Source organism: Cronobacter malonaticus LMG 23826 (genome assembly GCF_001277215.2).
Taxonomy (GTDB): Bacteria; Pseudomonadota; Gammaproteobacteria; order Enterobacterales; family Enterobacteriaceae; genus Cronobacter; species Cronobacter malonaticus.
Window position 1 is genome coordinate 1,249,445 of record NZ_CP013940.1, and the last position, 18,313, is coordinate 1,267,757.

16 protein-coding genes are annotated in these 18,313 nt (G+C 56.9%); 4 read left to right on the forward strand and 12 right to left on the reverse strand.

The window, feature by feature from the left end; translation table 11 throughout:
• Positions 1–2 precede the first annotated feature (2 nt).
• Both yejM and AFK66_RS05850 read right to left on the reverse strand, forming a co-directional pair.
• On the reverse strand, positions 3–1,766 hold the full coding sequence (yejM, locus tag AFK66_RS05845) for an LPS biosynthesis-modulating metalloenzyme YejM (protein ID WP_007776686.1): 1,764 nt from the start codon (positions 1,764–1,766) through the stop codon (positions 3–5).
• A 19-nt stretch (positions 1,767–1,785) separates the two neighbouring features.
• Complete coding sequence (locus AFK66_RS05850; RefSeq protein ID WP_004387431.1) at positions 1,786–2,013, reverse strand: YejL family protein; 228 nt, start codon at positions 2,011–2,013, stop codon at positions 1,786–1,788.
• Positions 2,014–2,147: 134 nt separating this feature from the next.
• On the opposite strand from AFK66_RS05850, the gene yejK reads away from it, so the two are divergent.
• Positions 2,148–3,152 (forward strand): nucleoid-associated protein YejK, encoded by a 1,005-nt coding sequence (gene yejK, locus AFK66_RS05855; protein WP_007776685.1) that lies wholly within the window; start codon positions 2,148–2,150, stop codon positions 3,150–3,152.
• A gap of 100 nt (positions 3,153–3,252) precedes the next feature.
• Here the strand turns inward: yejK and rplY are convergent, their stop codons facing one another.
• Entirely contained in the window at positions 3,253–3,537 is a 285-nt protein-coding gene (gene rplY / locus AFK66_RS05860; protein WP_004387433.1) for a 50S ribosomal protein L25, read from the reverse strand.
• A 126-nt stretch (positions 3,538–3,663) separates the two neighbouring features.
• On the reverse strand, positions 3,664–5,424 hold the full coding sequence (gene radD, locus AFK66_RS05865; RefSeq protein ID WP_023898386.1) for a DNA repair helicase RadD: 1,761 nt from the start codon (positions 5,422–5,424) through the stop codon (positions 3,664–3,666).
• A gap of 170 nt (positions 5,425–5,594) precedes the next feature.
• Between radD and rsuA the strand changes: the two genes are divergently transcribed.
• The 3 genes from rsuA (at position 5,595) to AFK66_RS05880 (ending at position 8,190) form a co-directional block, all read left to right on the forward strand.
• Positions 5,595–6,302: a 16S rRNA pseudouridine(516) synthase RsuA gene (rsuA, locus tag AFK66_RS05870; RefSeq protein ID WP_023898387.1), complete on the forward strand. Its 708-nt coding sequence runs from the start codon at positions 5,595–5,597 to the stop codon at positions 6,300–6,302.
• A 15-nt stretch (positions 6,303–6,317) separates the two neighbouring features.
• On the forward strand, positions 6,318–7,514 hold the full coding sequence (locus AFK66_RS05875) for a Bcr/CflA family multidrug efflux MFS transporter (RefSeq protein WP_032972121.1): 1,197 nt from the start codon (positions 6,318–6,320) through the stop codon (positions 7,512–7,514).
• A 331-nt stretch (positions 7,515–7,845) separates the two neighbouring features.
• Complete coding sequence (locus AFK66_RS05880; protein WP_007776665.1) at positions 7,846–8,190, forward strand: YejG family protein; 345 nt, start codon at positions 7,846–7,848, stop codon at positions 8,188–8,190.
• A gap of 3 nt (positions 8,191–8,193) precedes the next feature.
• On the opposite strand, the gene yejF is transcribed toward AFK66_RS05880, so the two are convergent.
• The 8 genes from yejF to AFK66_RS05920 form a co-directional block, all read right to left on the reverse strand.
• Entirely contained in the window at positions 8,194–9,783 is a 1,590-nt protein-coding gene (gene yejF / locus AFK66_RS05885) for a microcin C ABC transporter ATP-binding protein YejF (protein ID WP_023898389.1), read from the reverse strand.
• Position 9,784: 1 nt separating this feature from the next.
• Positions 9,785–10,810, reverse strand: a complete 1,026-nt coding sequence (locus AFK66_RS05890; protein ID WP_007776658.1) for a microcin C ABC transporter permease — start codon at positions 10,808–10,810, stop codon at positions 9,785–9,787.
• Positions 10,807–11,904, reverse strand: coding sequence for a microcin C ABC transporter permease YejB (locus tag AFK66_RS05895; protein ID WP_007776656.1), 1,098 nt, complete (start codon positions 11,902–11,904; stop codon positions 10,807–10,809). Before AFK66_RS05895 ends, AFK66_RS05890 begins: the two co-directional genes overlap by 4 nt.
• Before the next feature lie 8 nt (positions 11,905–11,912).
• Positions 11,913–13,718, reverse strand: coding sequence for an extracellular solute-binding protein (locus AFK66_RS05900; RefSeq protein WP_007776654.1), 1,806 nt, complete (start codon positions 13,716–13,718; stop codon positions 11,913–11,915).
• Positions 13,719–13,813: 95 nt separating this feature from the next.
• Entirely contained in the window at positions 13,814–15,376 is a 1,563-nt protein-coding gene (locus AFK66_RS05905) for a cyclic di-GMP phosphodiesterase (RefSeq protein ID WP_007776652.1), read from the reverse strand.
• Between the two features lie 172 nt (positions 15,377–15,548).
• Positions 15,549–16,118, reverse strand: a complete 570-nt coding sequence (mepS, locus tag AFK66_RS05910; protein ID WP_004387441.1) for a bifunctional murein DD-endopeptidase/murein LD-carboxypeptidase — start codon at positions 16,116–16,118, stop codon at positions 15,549–15,551.
• Positions 16,119–16,544: 426 nt separating this feature from the next.
• A complete protein-coding gene (locus AFK66_RS05915) occupies positions 16,545–17,252 on the reverse strand; it encodes a phosphatase PAP2 family protein (protein WP_032968317.1) in 708 nt (235 codons plus the stop codon).
• Between the two features lie 30 nt (positions 17,253–17,282).
• Positions 17,283–18,269, reverse strand: coding sequence for a CobW family GTP-binding protein (locus AFK66_RS05920; protein ID WP_007776645.1), 987 nt, complete (start codon positions 18,267–18,269; stop codon positions 17,283–17,285).
• Positions 18,270–18,313 lie beyond the last annotated feature (44 nt).

The following is an 18,313-nucleotide window of genomic DNA, read 5'->3' on the forward strand; positions in this document are numbered from 1 at the left end:
AATCAGTTAGCAATGAAGCGTTTTTCATCCGTCAGCACCTGCAGCAGCAGGCTGAGCTGCGGTTTATCGTCCTTCATTCGATCGCCGCGCAGGTCGTACATCCGGTAATTGCCGTTGTTGTCCAGCACCAGCGTCATCTGCGGCGTTGTCACTGCCAGCGTGTTGTTATCAGCGCTCACCACCCAGTTGTTACGGCGGGTAGGGGAGAAGAGATCTTCGCCCTGCGAATATTCATAGGCTGGCGTGCGCACGTGCAACAGACGCTGCATCAGGGTCGTCATCACGTCCTGATGATCGGTCAGTTTCGTCACGCGCTGCGCAGGCGTGCCAGGCCAGTGAATAACCAGCGGCACCTGAATGCGTGAGCGATCCCAGCCGAAGCTCTCCTGCTGCTGGCCTAACGGAATGCCGCGGCCTGCGGTGATAATCACAACGGTATTGTCCAGCTTGCCACTCGCTTTCAGTGCCGCCAGCACGCGGTCAATCTGCGCGTCTACATTCCCGGCTGCGCGGGCGTAGCGGCGCGTAAAGGCCGCCTGCTGGGTGTCTTCATCAATACTGGTGCCATTGAAGGAGACCCATGAGAACCAGCGGTTATCTTCCGAGGAGTACTTATTCAGCCAGCTAATCCACTGCGAGGCGGTCTGGTCATCGCTCTGCGGCTGCGCCGAAGGAAGCGAGAAGTCGGACAGCAGCGCCTGACGATACAGCGAACTGCTGAAACCATCTGACGCGAACAGGCCTAACTGATAACCCTGCTGATTCAGCGCGGTGATCAGCGCCGCCGGAATACGGGCGGCCAGCACCCCATCCATATAGCCCGGCGAAATCCCGTAGAACAGGCCGAAAATGCCGTTATCCGACAGATTCCCGGAGCTGAAATGCTGCGTGAAATTCACGTTGTCGCGCGCGAACTGCGCCAGCGACGGCATCTGTTTTTCAAAGCGCGAGTAGTTAAGCCCATCGACCGTAATTAGCAGCACATTATGGCCGGAGCCCATATCGCTGTAACGCAGATCGCTCAGCGGATATTGCACGCTCACCGCCTCCGGATCGCCCTGCTCCACCAGCCGGCGCTGATACTCCTGCGCATCCAGCAGACCATGTTTTTCCAGGAAGCGGCGCGCCGTCATCGGGTAAGAGAGCGGCAGGTTCGCGCGCTGCATCGTGACCGGACGATAGAAATTCGCGTCGGCCCAGATATACATCACATGTGTGGTCACAAATGAGGCGAAAAAGAGTGCCGCCACGGGGCGCGCGTAGCGGCGGCGGCGCGTCAGGCTGCGCAGCTTCTGCCAGCTCCAGGTGGCGAACAGCATCTCGATAAGCAAAATCACCGGCACCGCGATAAACATCAGCTGCCAGTCGCGGGCCATTTCGCTTTGATCGGGGTTAATCACCACCTGCCAGACCACCGGGTTAATGTGCAGGTGGAAGCGGGTAAAGACTTCACTGTCGACCAGCAGCAGCGTCATGCCGACGGTCGCGAGAATCGCCGACAGGAATCGCATCAGCCGCTGCGACATCACGATAAACGTGAGCGGGAACAGGATCAGCAGATACGCGGCAAACACCAGAAAGCTAAAGTGGCCCACCAGACTCACGTAAGAGTAAATCCGGCCCGTCAGGGTCGTGGGCCAGTCGGCGATAAACAGATAGCGGCTACCGAGGACAATGGAGAAGAGAATATTGAACAGGGCGAACCAGTGCCCCCAGCTGATCATCTGGGAGACTTTTTCGCGGTAGCGCTGACGGTTAGTCACCATAGCTTTTTAACGTTCTTCCTTAATGCGCGTTATCGTCGCGAATGGAGGACTGCAACGCCTCCGCGAAGGAGCGCGCCAGCGTCTTGCGCTGCGCGGGAGCCACGCTGTTATTGATAACATTGGTGACCATATTCCCAAGTACCATCAGGGAAAGGTCGGTTGGCGCCTTGTGCTTTGACAGCACGCTCGCCAGTTCAGTCAGTAATTCTTCAACGCGTTCGTCACTATAGCGGGATAGTTGTGGCATAAATCAACATCAGTTTGTTCAGGAAAGTCCAATATCTTACCGTAGCAGTGGCTTTATTTCCGCTTTTTTATCAGCGGTTGCGCAGGACGGCAGGCAGTGGTTGAATACGCCCCTGCCCAACAGGAGAGTTTATCATGAGTCTGGATATCAACCAGATTGCCTTACATCAGTTAATTAAGCGCGATGAGCAGAATCTGGAGCTTATCCTGCGCGACTCGCTGCTTGAACCTGGCAATACGGTCACGGAAATGATGGCCGAGCTGCATCGCGTCTACAGCGCGAAAAGCAAAGCCTACGGCCTTTTTAACGAAGAAAGCGAGCTTGCCGAGGCGCTGCGCCAGTGCCGCCGCGGCGATGAGGATTTCCTGGCGTTCAGCCGCGCGGCCACCGGCCGTCTGCGTGACGAGCTTGCGAAATACCCGTTCGCGGATGGCGGCATCGTGCTGTTTTGTCACTATCGTTATCTCGCGGTCGAATACCTGCTGGTGGCGGTGCTGAACAACTTAAGCAGCATGCGCGTTAACGAGCAGCTGGACATCAGCACCACGCACTATCTGGATATCAACCACGCTGATATCGTTGCGCGCATCGATCTGACCGAATGGGAAACCAACCCGGAATCGACCCGCTACTTAACCTTTCTGAAAGGCCGGGTAGGGCGCAAGGTCGCCGATTTCTTTATGGATTTTCTGGGCGCGAGCGTGGGGCTCGATACGAAAGCGCAGAACCGCGGGCTGTTGCAGGCGCTGGATGATTTCACCGCCGAGGCGCAGCTCGATAAAGCCGAGCGCCAGAACGTGCGCGCGCAGGTCTACAGCTACTGCAATGAGCAGTTGCAGGCGGGCGAAGAGATTGCGCTGTCTGAGCTTTCCAAAGAGCTGCCGAATTTTGGCGAGAAAAGCTTCCAGGAGTTTACGGCGGAGCAGGGCTACGAGCTGGAAGAGACGTTCCCGGCGGATCGCAGCACGCTGCGTCAGCTGACCAAATACGCCGGCAGCGGCGGCGGGCTTACGATTAACTTCGACGCCATGCTGCTTGGCGAGCGTATTTTCTGGGATCCGGCGACCGACACGCTGACCATTAAAGGCACGCCGCCGAACCTGCGCGATCAGCTGCAGCGCCGCACGTCAGGCAAATAAATGTGAAATGAAAAAGGGCGGAATCTCCGCCCTTAATTTTTGTGCCTGAATGAGAGGCAAAAAAAACGCCGCATAGCGCGGCGTTTTTTCTTCATTGCACTTACGCGCGAACGAAGTCGATGTGGTGCAGTTTCGGTTTGTACGGGTGACGCTGTACAGCCTGAACTTTTACTTTAACTTCTTTGCCATCGATAGCCAGAGTCAGCACTTCGCTGTAGAACTCCGGTTTAGCCTGCATGTTCATCACTTTGTCGTGGTCCAGTTCGATTGCAACCGGAGCCTCGGTGCCACCGTAAACGATAGCCGGGAACTTGTTGGCGTGACGCAGGCGGCGGCTCGCACCCTTACCCTGCTCTTTACGTACTTCAGCGTTGATAGTAAACATTGACATCTCTCTTAATAAAGAAACCTGTTACAGGCGACCCAGCAACAGGCAAATGACTGGCTTTGCGGATGCAAAAGCGGGCGGCATTATAGCTATTCGAGCGCGCAGGGGCAACGAAAACCGCCGCTAACCGCGTAATTCATTGGCGCGGCGGAACCGCCCGTTATAATCGAACACCTTTTCACGCACCTGCCAGTACTGGCCTTTGAGCCTGGCCACCACGAAATCGGGGTGACGCAGCAGCGCCTGCTGGGCGATGATATCGTTAACGGTAATCCAGCGCAGCGGCACGCCCGGCGTGCGGGTGTGCGGGCGAATAAAAAGCTGTTCGAAGGCGGTGCGCTGCGCGGGCGTGTGCAGGCGAAAGCGTTCGCTGACGTCCGCGCCGTCTTCATCGTAATAGGTCACTTTCAGCCATTCGCCTTTCTCATCGGCGCCCGGCTGAAGTTGCATCCCGCCGCAGCGCAGCACCAGCGCGTCTTTAAGCTTCAGCGCCGCTTTCAGCATGTCGTCCGGGTCCACCAGCACGTTGTCGCATTCGCGGCAGCGCCGCGCGGCGATATCGTTTTCCGCGTTGCAGTGCGGGCAGTTTTTAAAACGAAAGCGGTAGTCGCACTGTTCGCGGTGGCCCTCGTCATCTTCGAACCAGCCCTGACAGCGGCGGCCGAAATGTTCGATCAGCGTGCCGTCCGCCGTGGTTTTGCCCCAGAAGGTATTAGCGAAACCGCAGGCGGGGCAGAAGACCTGCACCGGTACGTTGTCGCTTTTGCCCTTCGGCGCGCCCACTTCAGGCGCGTAGAGATCGTGCGGGTTGCCCGCGTAATCAAGGATCAGGCAATCTTTTTTGCCCGGTGACAATCGCAGCCCGCGCCCGACAATCTGCTGATAGAGGCTGACCGATTCAGTCGGGCGCAGAATAGCGATGAGATCCACATGTGGCGCGTCAAAGCCGGTGGTGAGTACCGCCACGTTGACGAGAAAACGCAGTTGCTGAGCTTTAAACGCCTCAATGATCGCGTCGCGTTCGCGTCCTGGCGTTTCGCCGGTGATAAGCGCCGCTTCGCCCGCAGGCAGCAGGCCGGTGATTTCACGCGCGTGCTCGACGGTCGCGGCGAAAATCATCGCGCCGCGGCGGTCAGCGGCGAATTCGACTATCTGGCTTACGATATGCGGCGTGATGCGCTGCTGTTGTTTCAGCTCGCGGTTAAGGTCAGCCTCGCTGAACAGCCCGTTGCTCTGGGCCTGCAAACGGCTGAAATCATATTGCACGACAGGCATATCAAGACGCTCCGGCGGCGTCAGGTAACCGTGTTTAATCATGTAGCGCAGCGGCAGCTCGTAAATGCAGTCGCGAAACAGCGCTTTTTCATCGCCGCGCACCATGCCGTGATAATGGAACTGGTAAATCCAGCCTTTGCCGAGGCGAAACGGTGTCGCGGTCAGCCCCAGTAAGCGCAGGCGCGGGTTCTGCTTACGCAGGTGCGTAAGAATTTGCTGATACTGGCTGTCGTCGTCATCGCTGATGCGATGGCACTCATCGACAATCACCAGCGAGAATTCTCCCTGAAAATGGTCGAGGTTCCGCGCCACCGACTGCACGCTGCCGAACACGACCTTGCCATGGCTCTCTTTGCGCGCGAGACCGGCCGCGTAAATATCCGCCTCAAGCCCGAGCGCCAGATATTTGGCATGGTTTTGCGCCACCAGCTCTTTTACGTGGGCGAGCACCAGCACGCGGCCGCGCGCGAGCCGCGCCAGTTCGGCGATAACCAGGCTTTTGCCTGCGCCGGTCGGCAGAACGATCGCCGCTGGCGCGTCGTGGCGGCGAAAATGGTTAAGGGTGGCATCCACCGCTTCGCGCTGGTAGGGACGTAAAGTAAAGGACATGGGGCCTGCAGAAATAGGGATCACGCTAATATTATGCCACGAATCATTTTCATCTTGTGAGCGGGCCATTGCCCGTTATACTGACGGCTCTGATTCCGCTTCAAGAACATTGACGGGCGCTTTGCCCGCCCCCGCGTCGGAACTGCATCAACAACAGGCTAATAAACGTAATGCGACTTGATAAATTTATCGCCCAGCAGCTTGGCGTCAGCCGCGCTATTGCTGGCCGCGAAATTCGCGCCAGCCGGGTCACGGTGGATGGCGACATTGTAAAAGACAGCGCTTTTAAACTGCTGCCAAATCACGACGTCGAATATGACGGCAATCCGCTGACTCAGCAGAATGGCCCGCGCTATTTTATGCTGAATAAACCGCAGGGCTACGTCTGCTCCACCGACGATCCGGATCATCCGACGGTGCTCTACTTTCTGGACGAGCCGGTCGCGCATAAGCTGCACGCCGCAGGACGGCTGGATATCGACACCACCGGCCTTGTGCTGATGACTGACGACGGCCAGTGGTCGCACCGCATCACCTCGCCGCGCCACCACTGCGAGAAAACCTATCTGGTGACGCTGGAATCGCCGGTGGCTGATGACACCGCGGCGCTGTTTGCCAAAGGCGTACAGCTCAACAATGAAAAAGATCTCACCAAACCGGCGCAGCTTGAAGTGATCACCCCGACCGAAGTGCGTCTCACCATCAGCGAAGGGCGCTACCACCAGGTGAAGCGTATGTTCGCGGCGGTGGGTAACCACGTTGTCGGTCTGCATCGCGAACGCATCGGGGCCATTGAACTCGATCCTGAGCTGGCGCCTGGCGAATACCGCCCGTTAACCGAAGACGAAATTGCCAGCGTTGGCATGCCGTCACGCTAATTTCAGGAGTCAACTGTGACCACCAGGCAGAATTCGTCTCTGGGTATTGTGTTTATTCTTGGCCTGCTGGCCATGCTGATGCCGCTCTCAATCGATATGTATCTCCCGGCGCTGCCGGTTATCGCCAGCGAGTTTGGCGTCGAGGCGGGCAGCGCCCAGATGACGCTCAGCACTTATATTCTGGGTTTTGCTATCGGCCAGCTTTTTTATGGGCCGATGGCCGACAGTCTGGGGCGCAAGCCGGTTATTCTCGGCGGCACGCTAATTTTCGCGGCGGCCGCCATCGCCTGCGCGCTGGCCCAGACGATCGATCAGCTTATTTATATGCGTTTTCTGCACGGGCTTTCCGCCGCGGCGGCAAGCGTGGTGATCAATGCCCTGATGCGTGATATCTACCCGAAGGAAGAGTTCTCGCGCATGATGTCGTTCGTGATGCTGGTGACCACCATCGCGCCGCTGCTGGCGCCGATGGCGGGCGGGGCGGTGCTGGTCTGGTTTAACTGGCACGTGATCTTCTGGATCCTCGCGGTGCTGGCGCTGCTCGCCTGCGCCATGATTTTCTTTCTTATCCGCGAAACGCTGCCGGTGGAGCGCCGCCAGAAGTTTCACTTTCGCACCACGCTTGGCAACTTCGCCACGCTGTTTCGCCATAAGCGCGTCCTGAGCTATATGCTGGCGAGCGGCTTCAGCTTTGCGGGCATGTTCTCGTTTTTAAGCGCCGGGCCGTTTGTCTATATCGAGCTGAACCATGTTTCGCCGCAGCATTTTGGCTATTACTTCGCGCTGAATATCGTGTTTCTGTTCGTGATGACCATTATCAACAGCCGCTTTGTGCGCCGCGTGGGCGCGCTGAAAATGTTCCGCGCCGGGTTGTTTATTCAGTTCGCGATGGCCGTGTGGCTGGTGATTAGCGCGCAGTTTGATATCGGCTTCTGGTCGCTGGTGCTGGGTGTGGCGGCGTTTGTCGGCTGCGTGTCGCTGGTGGCATCCAATGCGATGGCGGTGATCCTGGATGAGTTTCCGCATATGGCGGGGACGGCGTCGTCGCTCGCGGGCACGTTCCGCTTCGGGATCGGGGCGATTATGGGCGCGCTGCTGTCAACGGCGACGTTCAATTCCGCCTGGCCGATGCTGCTTTCCATCTTTTTCTGCGCTACCTGCTCCATTCTCTTCTATCTCTACGCCAGCCGCCCTCGCCGGCGCGCTGTCTGATCTCTCGCGGGAGGATCACTCCCGCCTTTTACTCACGCATTACGTCCCTCTGGCGCGCTTTCCTGAGTCATTTTCGTTTCCTGAATGTAAAAATATATCGTGTAAAAAGTCACGGTAATGTATTAAAAAAGGTTGTGTCACGACGCGTAACGGGGTACATATAGCGCCAAAATGCGAGCCAACGCACAAAATAACCGCCTCGCTGATGAGGAAATAACCTGTGGCCGCTTGCAATGAAACCGTTTTCTTTGTTGGTACGATCACTTTTTGTCAACATGTGTTAATCTTTATGTGAATGACTTGTAAAATTTATGTTTCCGGGGACGCTATCTTGAATACGCTACAACTCTCTATCGTTCATCGCTTGCCGCAGAGCTATCGGTGGCGGGCGGGTTTCGCCGGTTCAAAAGTTGAACCGATTCCGCATCAGGGCCGGGACTGCGACAACTGTCTCGTTGGCCTGCGCCTGTTAAGCCCGGACGGCGAAAAAGCCTGGCCGGTAATGCAGAAGCTCAGCCAGGCGCTGAGCGACATCTCGGTGGATTGTTCTGTTCTGGAGTGCGAAGGTGAGCCGTGTCTGTTCGTGAGCCATCAGGATGAGTTCGCGGCCACCTGTCGGCTGAAGAATTTCGGCGTGGCGATTGCCGAGCCGTTTTCCGGCCAGAATCCTTTCTGAGCCTCAGCGCAGCGTTAACAGCTCGCGCGTATAAGCCTCACGCGGGGCGGCGAAGACTGTCTGACAGTCGCCCTGCTCAATCACTTCTCCCTGACGCAACACCACCACCTGATGACACAGCGAGCGCACCACCTGGAGATCGTGGCTGATAAACAGGTAAGCGAGCTGATGCTCTTGCTGTAGCCTTTTCAACAGTGAAAGGATTTGCGCCTGTACGGTGCGATCGAGCGACGACGTCGGTTCATCGAGGATAAGCAGCTCAGGTTTGAGGATCAGCGCGCGCGCAATGGCGATACGCTGACGCTGGCCGCCGGAAAATTCGCTCGGGTAGCGGTGGCGCGTTTCGGGATCCAGTCCCACCTCGCGCATGGCGTCAATCACCTGCGCCTCACGCTCCGCCGGGGTCAGCGCTGGCTGATGGACGCGCAGCCCTTCGGCGATAATGCTTTGTACGTCAAGACGCGGGTTGAGCGACGAGTTCGGATCCTGAAATACCACCTGGATGCGGCGGCGCAGCGGCAGCAGCGCGCGGCGGTTGAGTGCGTGCAACGGATGCCCGTCGAAAACAATCTCGCCTTGTGAGGCGATAAGGCGCAGCAGTGCCAGCCCTGATGTACTCTTGCCAGACCCTGACTCGCCTACCAGCCCCAGGCTTTCGCCCGCATGCAGCGTAAAGCTTAAGTCTTTAAGCGCATGATGATAGCCCGCGACGCGCCGCAACAGCCCGCGGCGCTTCTCAAACGCTACGCTCAATCCTCGCACGGTCAGTAAAGGTGCGGCAGGCTCAGGAAGCGGCACCGGAGAGCCGTCCGGCTCGGCGTTAATCAGGCGACGGGTGTAGTCATGCGCGGGCGCGGCGAACAGCACCGGGGCGCGGTTTTGCTCCACGCAGCGCCCGTTCTGCATCACCGCCACGTTATCCGCGAGCCGTTTGACGATATTCAGGTTATGGGTGATGAACAGCAGCCCCATATTGAGTTCGCGCTTCAGCTCCGCCAGCAGTTGCAGGATTTGCGCCTGCACCGTGACGTCCAGCGCGGTGGTCGGTTCATCGGCGATGAGCAGCGCCGGGCGGGTCAGCAGCGCCATGGCGATCATCACGCGCTGCCGTTCGCCGCCGGAAAGCTGGTGCGGAAAATCGTTCAGCCGCTGAGAGGCGTTGCGGATGCCGACGCGCTCAAGACAAGTAATGATCTCGGCGCGCGCGGGCTCGCGACGCATGCCACGGTGCAGCGACAGCACTTCATAGAGCTGTTTTTCTACGCTATGCAGCGGGTTTAAGGAGACCATTGGCTCCTGAAAAATCATCGCTATCTGGTTGCCGCGCACCGCGCGCAGTTCGCGTTCGCTGGCGTTCAGCAGCGACTGGCCCTGAAAGCGGATATCGCCCTGCGGGTAGACGACCGGCGGCGATGGCAGCAGGCGCAGCACGGAAAGCGCTGTGACGCTTTTGCCGGATCCGGATTCACCCACCAGCGCCAGCGTTTCGCCCGGCTCAATAGCCAGCGACAGCGAATCCACCACCTGACGTTCAACGCCCTGCTGGCGAAACGCGATAGAAAGATTGTCGATGGAAAGCAGGGGGTGCGCCATATCAGACCGCCTTACCGGGATCGAAGGCGTCGCGAACCGCTTCGCCGATAAAAATGAGTAACGACAGTAAAATCGCCAGCGAGAAAAAGGCGGTGAGGCCAAGCCAGGGCGCTTCGAGGTTATTCTTGCCCTGCAAAAGCAGCTCGCCGAGCGAAGGCGAGCCGAGCGGCAGCCCGAAGCCCAGGAAATCCAGCTCCGTCAGCACGGTAATCGAGCCGCAGAGAATAAACGGCAGAAATGTCAGCGTCGCCACCATCGCGTTCGGCAGCATGTGGCGCCAGATAATCGCGCGGTCGCTGACGCCAAGCGCCTGGGCGGCGCGGATATAGTCAAAATTGCGGGTACGCAGAAACTCGGCGCGCACCACGCCCACCAGCGTCATCCAGCCGAACAGCACGGTTATCAAAAGCAGCCACCAGAAGCCTGGCTGCACCACGCTTGAGAGGATAATGATCAGAAACAGCGTCGGCATGCCGGACCAGATCTCAATAAAGCGCTGGCCGAACAGATCGATTCTGCCGCCGTAGTAGCCCTGGATTGCGCCAACGGTAATGCCGATGGCGCTGGCGCAGAGCGTCAGCATTATCCCGAACAGCAAGGAGATGCGCGTGCCATACAGAATGCGCGCCAGCACATCGCCGCCGTTGGCATCGGTGCCCAACCAGTTTTGCGCCGACGGCGGGGCAGGGAAGGGGTGATCCGACGCGAAATTAATCGCAGTGCCGCTAAAACGCACCGGCGCCCAGAGCACCCAGCCGTTTTCCTTAAGCCGCTGTTGCAGCCACGGGTCCTGATAATCAGCAGGCGTGGCGAGCGGGCCGCCGAAATCGCTTTCGCTGTAGTTATGGATAAGCGGGAAATACCAGCGGTCCTGATAGTGCACCGCCAGCGGTTTATCGTTGGCGATAAGCTCGGCACCGAGGCTTAAGGCAAAAATTATCGCGAAAATCCACAGCGACCAGTAGCCGCGCCGGTTATGGCGAAACCGCGCCCAGCGCGCCTGATTGACCGGATTGAGTCTTCTCATCCGCGCCTCTCGAAATCAATGCGTGGGTCGACAAGCGTATAAGTGATATCGCTCAGGATATTCAGCAGCAGGCCGACCAGGGTGAAAATATAGAGCGTGCCAAACATCACCGGATAATCGCGCGATACGGTGGCTTCATAGCCCAGCAGCCCGAGGCCGTTGAGCGAGAAAATCACCTCAATCAACACTGAACCGGTGAAAAACATGCTGATAAACGTCGCCGGGAATCCGGCAATCACCAGCAGCATGGCGTTGCGAAACACGTGACGCCAGAGGATCTGCTGCTCGCCAAGCCCTTTAGCGCGGGCCGTTACCACATACTGCTTGCGGATCTCATCGAGAAACGCGTTGCGGGTAAGAATGGTGAGCGTCGCGAAACCGCCAATCACTGTCGCCAGCACCGGCAGTGTGATATGCCAGAGATAGTCAGTGATTTTCTGATACCACGGCAGCGTGTCGAAATTGGCTGAGACCAGCCCGCGCAGCGGGAAGAGATCGAACCAGGTGCCGCCGGCGAAAACGACAATCAGTAATATGGCGAACAAAAAGGCAGGCACGGCGTAGCCGGTGATAATCGCCACGCTGCTCCAGACGTCGAAGCGGCTGCCGCTGTTCACCGCCTTGCGAATGCCGAGCGGAATCGACACCAGATAAATTATCAGCGTGCTCCAGAGGCCAAGCGTGACCGAGACCGGCAGGCTGTTTTTAATCAAATCGATGACCGACGCGCTGCGAAACAGGCTGTTGCCAAAATCGAAACGCGCATAATCCCACAGCATTTTCAGGTACCGCTCATGCAGCGGTTTGTCGAACCCGTAACGGTGGGTGATTTCGGCGACCACTTCCGGATCGAGCCCGCGAGCGCCGCGGTAGTGGCTCTCGTTTACGTTCAGCACGCCGTTTTGCGGGCGGCTGCTCTGCATCCCGCCGTTCTGAACGCCAGGGATGCCGCTGGCGCTGCCAAACTGGATAGCGGCGAGCGCCTGATCCACCGGGCCGCCGGGCGCTATCTGTACGATGAAAAAGTTAAGCGTGATGATGGCCCAGAGTGTCGGGATCAGCAGCAGTAAGCGGCGAAGCAGGTAAGCGCCCATAATTTTCCTCAGCGCCGCGCTTCTGGCAGCGTGGCGGCTTTATTGACGTCATACCACCACGTATCAAAGCCAATCGTGTACAGCGGGCTGGTGGCGGGGCGCGAGAATTTGTTCCACATCGCCACGCGATCCGCCGCGGCGTACCACATCGGGATCATGTAGTAGTTCCAGGTTAGCACGCGGTCGAGCGCACGGCCTAGCGGCAGCAGCTTCTGCTGATTGCCCTGGTTTGCGATGATCTGCGCTATCAGTTTATCCACCGCCGGGTTCTGCACGCCGGGAGTGTTCCAGGAAGAATCGATATAGTCTGACGCCCAGCTTATCTGCAATCCGGTATCGGGCCAGGGCGCGGCGCGATAGAGCGTCGGCATCATGTCGAAATCGCGTTTGCGCAGCCGGTTGGTGAGCTGTGAGTTATCCACCTGACGGATGTTCATCGTGATGCCCAGACGCGCCAGGCTGTGCTGGAAGGGTAATACCCACTGGTTATTCCCTTCTGAACCGAGCAGCAGTTCAAACGTAAACGGCCTGCCAGTTTCGCGGTTCACCAGCTTGTTATTTTTAAGCTCCCAGCCGGCTTCTTTGAGCAGCGCCAGCGCTTTGATGAGATTTTCTCTGTCAAAGCCGTCGCCGCGCGACACTGGCGGCTCGTAGATGCGGGTAAAGACTTCAGGCGGCACCTCTTTTTTGAGCGGCGCGAGCAAGGTGAGCTCGTCGGCGTCAGGATAGTGGCGCGCCGCGTATTCGGTATTCAGAAAATAGCTGTTCGGCCGCCGCCAGGCTTTATAGAACAACACTTTATTCATCCACTCGAAATCGAAGGCGAGCGAAATCGCCTCGCGCACGCGTCGGTCGGCAAAGAAAGGCCGCTGAATGTTGAACGCCAGCCAGCGCGCGTCCTGAGCAGTGGTTTTTTCAAACTCGTCTTTGACGATATAGCCGCGATTAAAATTACTGCCGGTATAGCGTGTCGCCCAGTTTTTCGGGCTGCTTTCCGGGCGGAAGTCATACGCGCCCGCTTTAAACGCCTCAAAAGCGACGTTGTCATCCAGATAGTAGTCGTAGCGAATAGTGTCGAAATTCCAGCGGCCGCGGTTCACGGGCAGGTTAGCGGCCCAGTAATCCTTTACGCGGGAGTAGACGATATACTGCCCCATTCGCCACTGGGTAGCGCGATAAGGGCCGTTCGCGAGCGGCGGTGTGGAGAGCGGATCGCTAAGCTTATGGTCGCGCCAGAATTTCTCCGGCATTACCGGCAGCGTCAGCAGCCCCAGCATATTTTCTTTGCCAGGCTGCGCCAGCTCAATGCGTACCGTCAGCGGCGCGATGGCCTTCATCGTCGCGCCTTTATAGTAGAGCCGGAACTGCGGCACGCCTTCGGTCATAAATTTATGGAAGGTAAACGCCACATCTTTCGCGGTAATGGGGGAGCCGTCGTGGTTACGCGCCTGCGGGTTTATCGTCACCTCTGCCCATGAAAAGTCGTCCGGGTAGCGGATCATTTCGGCAATCAGCGGGTAGTAGCTGCCCGGCTCGTCGTCGGAGCTGGTAAAGAGCGAGTCGTAGAGCGCTTCGGTGCGCACGCCAGGGTTACCGCGCAGTGCGTAACGGTTGAAGTTATCAAATGTGCCGATGGCGGCAAGCGTGATACTGCCGCCTTTCGGGGCTGCCGGGTTGACGTAATCGAAATGATTAAAGTTAACGACATATTTCGGCTCCCCAAGTACCGCCAGGGAGTAGCTTTCATGAATGGTCTGCGCCTGGCAAACAGCGCTGAACATAAGAGCGAGCAAAACGAACGCGCGTGCAATCATTGAGGTGGTGTGTCCTTCTCCGGGGCCTGAACGGGCGCGATAACCGCATGGCAGCATAATAAGGGAGCCGCGCGGGATTGTGAAATAGCCCCGCGTTATGCGTCAGCTTCTTTCATGCTGGCAGGCAGGTCAGCGGCACGTACCGGACGGCTGAAATAGTAGCCCTGTAAAAAATTGACGCCGCGCACGGTTAGCCATTTCGCCTGCTCCTGTGTCTCTACCCCCTCGGCTACCGTTACCATATTCAGGCGTTTCGCAAGGGTAATGACGGCATCCAGCACCGGCGATGTGATCGTTTCAGTGCCGATCGCACTCACAAAGCCGCGATCGATCTTCAGATAATCCAGGGTGAAACGCTCAAGATAGATAAGCGCGCTGTGGCCGGTGCCGAAGTCATCCACTGCGATCTCATGACCCTGCTCATGCAGCCACTGAAAAAGATCCAGCGCTTCTTCTTCGCGGATCATGTCGCGCTCGGTAATTTCAAAGACGAGCTGGAAATAATCCGGCGGCAGCGAGGCACGTAGCTTCTGAATATCGGCTTTGAAGTGTTCGGAATGGAGATGACCGGGCGCAATATTAATCCCCAGCTTGGCGCCGGGCGGCAGCGACTGCTGGAGACGCGGCACATCCTGGGCGATGAGTTTAAACAGGTGACGGGTTAAGGGAACGATAAGCCCCTGCGCTTCGGCAAAATTGATAAAGGCGTCCGGCGGAATCATCCCGGCATTCGGGTGCTTCCACCGCATAAGCGCTTCGACGCCGCGGATCTGGCGCGTGGCCGCGTCCACCACGGGCTGATAGACCACAAAGAACTGGTTGCGCTTAATGGCGCTGACGATCTCTCGCCCGGATCGCGCGCGCAGCGCCAGCAAAATGACCGTCAGCACGCCGCCCAGTACGCCAATTAATAAACCCAGCAGCAGCGCCAGATGGCGGTCTTCGGCGGGCATAGTATCGCCATACAGATAAAGCTTCAGCGGATAGCCCTGCACGCTTTCGCTGCGTAGCGGTTCCGCGGGCAGTTCGTCCGGCGTCAAGACCTTGCCGGAAAATGTCGTCAGCGCCCGGTCTTTCGCCACCAGCGCCAGGCCGTTGAGATCGTTCTGGCGCGCGGTATAGACCAGATACGGCGTGAGATTAACGTTAAGGGTTGTGACGATGCCGCGGCCTTCCATCAGCGGGTTGCCGAACCACATCACCATGGACGGTTTATCCGGCATCATCGGCGTGCCGGGAATAATACTGATATCCACCGTTTTACGGGTGTCGATATCCGGGGCGAGTTCGCGAAGCGGCAGGTGAAGCTTGCCGGTGGCAGATGAGCAGTAAGCGGCGTTGTCTCTTATCAGCAAAAAGGCGCGCACGTTGAGGTTAAACGCCGCGCGTGAGGTCAGCTCAGATGACACGGTGCCGCATTCAGCGAGTGTAAGCGGTTGCAGCGCGTCGGCGGACGATTTCAGCTGCGCAAAATAGGTGTTCAGATAATGATGAATATCCCGCGCCAGCATGTCGTACTGGTTTTCACGCTGCTCATGCAGCCAGCCGCGGGCAGCGAGCGTGATAATCAACGTCAGAGCCAGGCCTGCCGCAATACCGGCAAGAATAATTTTACGGGGCGTGGACAGCGTTGATGCAAAAGGCGGACTGGATAACATCCTTTTTAGTTCCTGTGCGAGCAACTGGCGTGAAACCAGCTTAACAGAAATCCCGCATAAGGTGAGGGGTCAGGAAAATGTCAGAGGCAGAGAGACAGACGAAAAAAACGCTGCACCAGCAGCGTTTTTTAACGTTCAGCAAAGACGATCAAGGGAAATCGTCATACCGGAATTAACTACGGCTCAGTACGCGACGCGCTTCGTTGTAGCGCTTCTTCCAGTATGGTTCGTCCATATTGGAAATCATCACGCCGCTGCGTGTTGACGCATGCACAAACTGATTATTACCGATGTAAATGCCTACATGACGGCCGGTGGAGCCAGCGCGGAACAGCACCAGATCGCCGGAGCGCAACCGGGTACGATCGACCGGTTTGCCCATTTCCTGCTGCTCATACGTAGAGCGCGGGAGTTCTAAACCAAACTGTTCACGGAAAGTACGCTGCACAAAGCCGGAACAATCGATGCCGGTTTTGGTGCTGCCGCCGAGGCGATAGCGCACGCCTTTCCAGTCAGCATATTGGTCCATAATGCGGGATTTTACATCCAGCGTACGAACCATCTGTTCGAATTCATCCTGAGAGGCTTGCAGTAACAGCCCGTCGTTTTCACCTACTGCATGCGTCTCAGAATGCATGTTTTTTGCGGTATTGGTGGAGCTACATGCTGAAAGCAAAACTGCCACAGCGACAGCGGGGATAGCCCGCATGATATATCTCAGGATTGGTTGAGATTTGACCATTATGTTTGTTTTCCCTTGAAGTCCTTAACGATAAAAATCGTTATAAAAAATGCTAAACGTGCCGAGACTAATGAGCTCTGGGGGGTAAGACAATTCCTGGTGAGCTAAATTGTGTGTCAGGCCACACTTTTTATTTGCATTACCAATAAATGCCCTTAAACCGCAAAACGCTCCCGAGATTACCCTAACAAACCCCATATGGCGAGTGGTTTTATTTATTTTTTTATAAGAAATTGTAATGCCCGGTATAGCATTTGCAGATAAGGGAGAAGGATCGGAGAGTTGACGCAAAAATAGTCAACTTATTCATTTTTATGACGAATATATGAAAGTCGCGGGAAAAGCGTGGAGAAGAGTGTGTCTATAAAATAAACAGGGACCCTTAACGATCCCTGTTGGTGATACTTTTATTCTATTAATTAATTGTTATGAGCTTGTTTTTTTTTTACCGGGCAGATGATTATTAAGCCAGGTAATTATTTTATCGCTAAGCGGTGTCAATAAAATCCACGGAAGACCAACAAAAATGATTGACAAAGAGCCAACGGCAATATCCGTAAACCAGTGCGCGCCAATCATCATACGCGGCAGCGCGAAAACGCAGAATATCAACAGGCCAAGCGCGAAAGCTTTCCCACCAAAATAGCGCCACATAAATCCGGCAAATATAAGCAGCATCATGCCGTGGTCGCCTGGAAAACTGTCGGTCGAGGCGTCTTTGGTGGAAATCCCTGTGATTTTACCTACGCGCAGACTGTCTTCAAAGGTCAGGGTAGGGCTTGGGCGCGACACCGGCAGCAGGTGCCCAAGCTGATTGAGCACTACGGCGGAGAGCAGCATCACCACGCCCATAATAAAAATGTGGCGGCGGCCCGCCGGTGTGGCTTTACGCCAGTACCAGAGCAGCAACAGGCCCATCGCCAGCAGCGAGCAGCCGTCAAAGGCGCGATTATTGGTGATCGCAAGGAACCATAAAAAACTGTGGCTGGCGGCGGCCAGATGATTAAAAAAGTAGAAAATCCCGGCATCGAGAGTGAACCAGAAGCCGGTCTTCGCTGGCGGATACCAGGAAAGAAAAAGTACGGCGCCTGCAAGGTTAAGCAGCAGGATCGCGGGTAAACGGGACTTGATCATGGGCGTCTGAATTTTCATAAAAGGGTAACGTTAAAGCGACGTGTCTAAACGAAGCTTCAACAAGGCGGACTGAAGCGCATTCCAGTCGGTTTCCGCGGCGGTAATCAGTTCGATACGGCTGTCCGGCGGCGGTGCGCTCTGGGTTTCGATATGAAAATCCTGTCCCTGGCGGTTAATGCGCACCAGCCCTTCAGGAATGCGCAGCACGCCTTTTACGCGCTCAGCTGGCGCGAGCCGCGCCCACTCCAGTATGCCGATTGTATCGAACACCGTATCGGCATCGAAAATCCAGCCGCAGGCGTGATGCCCCTGGCCGCTGTTCAGACTACGACGCCAGCGCTGATTGCCCGGTAGGTTCAGCGCCGCAAGCCCGCTGCGTGCGGCATGTGAATGGTTATGATGCGCGCTGGCGGGCAGCTCACGCAGGTTAAGGCGCGGCTTATCAAGCAACGCCGGGTCGATTTCACCCTGTGTCGCGAACACCAGTTCCCGGTCGGCGGCGTATTCGTCGCGCCAGGCGTTTAGTGCCGCAAGGCTTGCTGCATCGCTGCGATCCTGTTTATTGGCGACAATAATATCTGCCGCCGCCAGCTGGTCGCGGAAATTCTCATTGGTGACATATTTCTCATCCAGCAACTGACGCGGGTCGAGCAGGCAGAGCGTGGCGCGCAGGTCGATATACGGTTCATACACCTCTGAGGTCAGCATATCCAGGATTTGCTTCGGGTGGCCAAGCCCGGTCGGTTCAATCAGCAGGCGATCGGGTTTTCCCTGGCGCAGCAGGGTATTCAGTCCAACCTGCATCGGCAGGCCGTTAACGCAGCACATGCAGCCGCCAGGGATCTCTTTTAGCAACGCGCCGCTGTCGGCCATCAGCGCGCCGTCGATGCCGACTTCGCCAAATTCGTTGACCAGAACGGCCCACTTTTCCGCCGGATCTTTATGGGCCAGCAGATGACGGATCGTGGTGGTTTTACCGCTGCCAAGAAAACCGGTAATAAGACTGGTACGGGTCACATGCGCTCCTGATAAATATCTGACGGGAATAAATCATCAGGCGA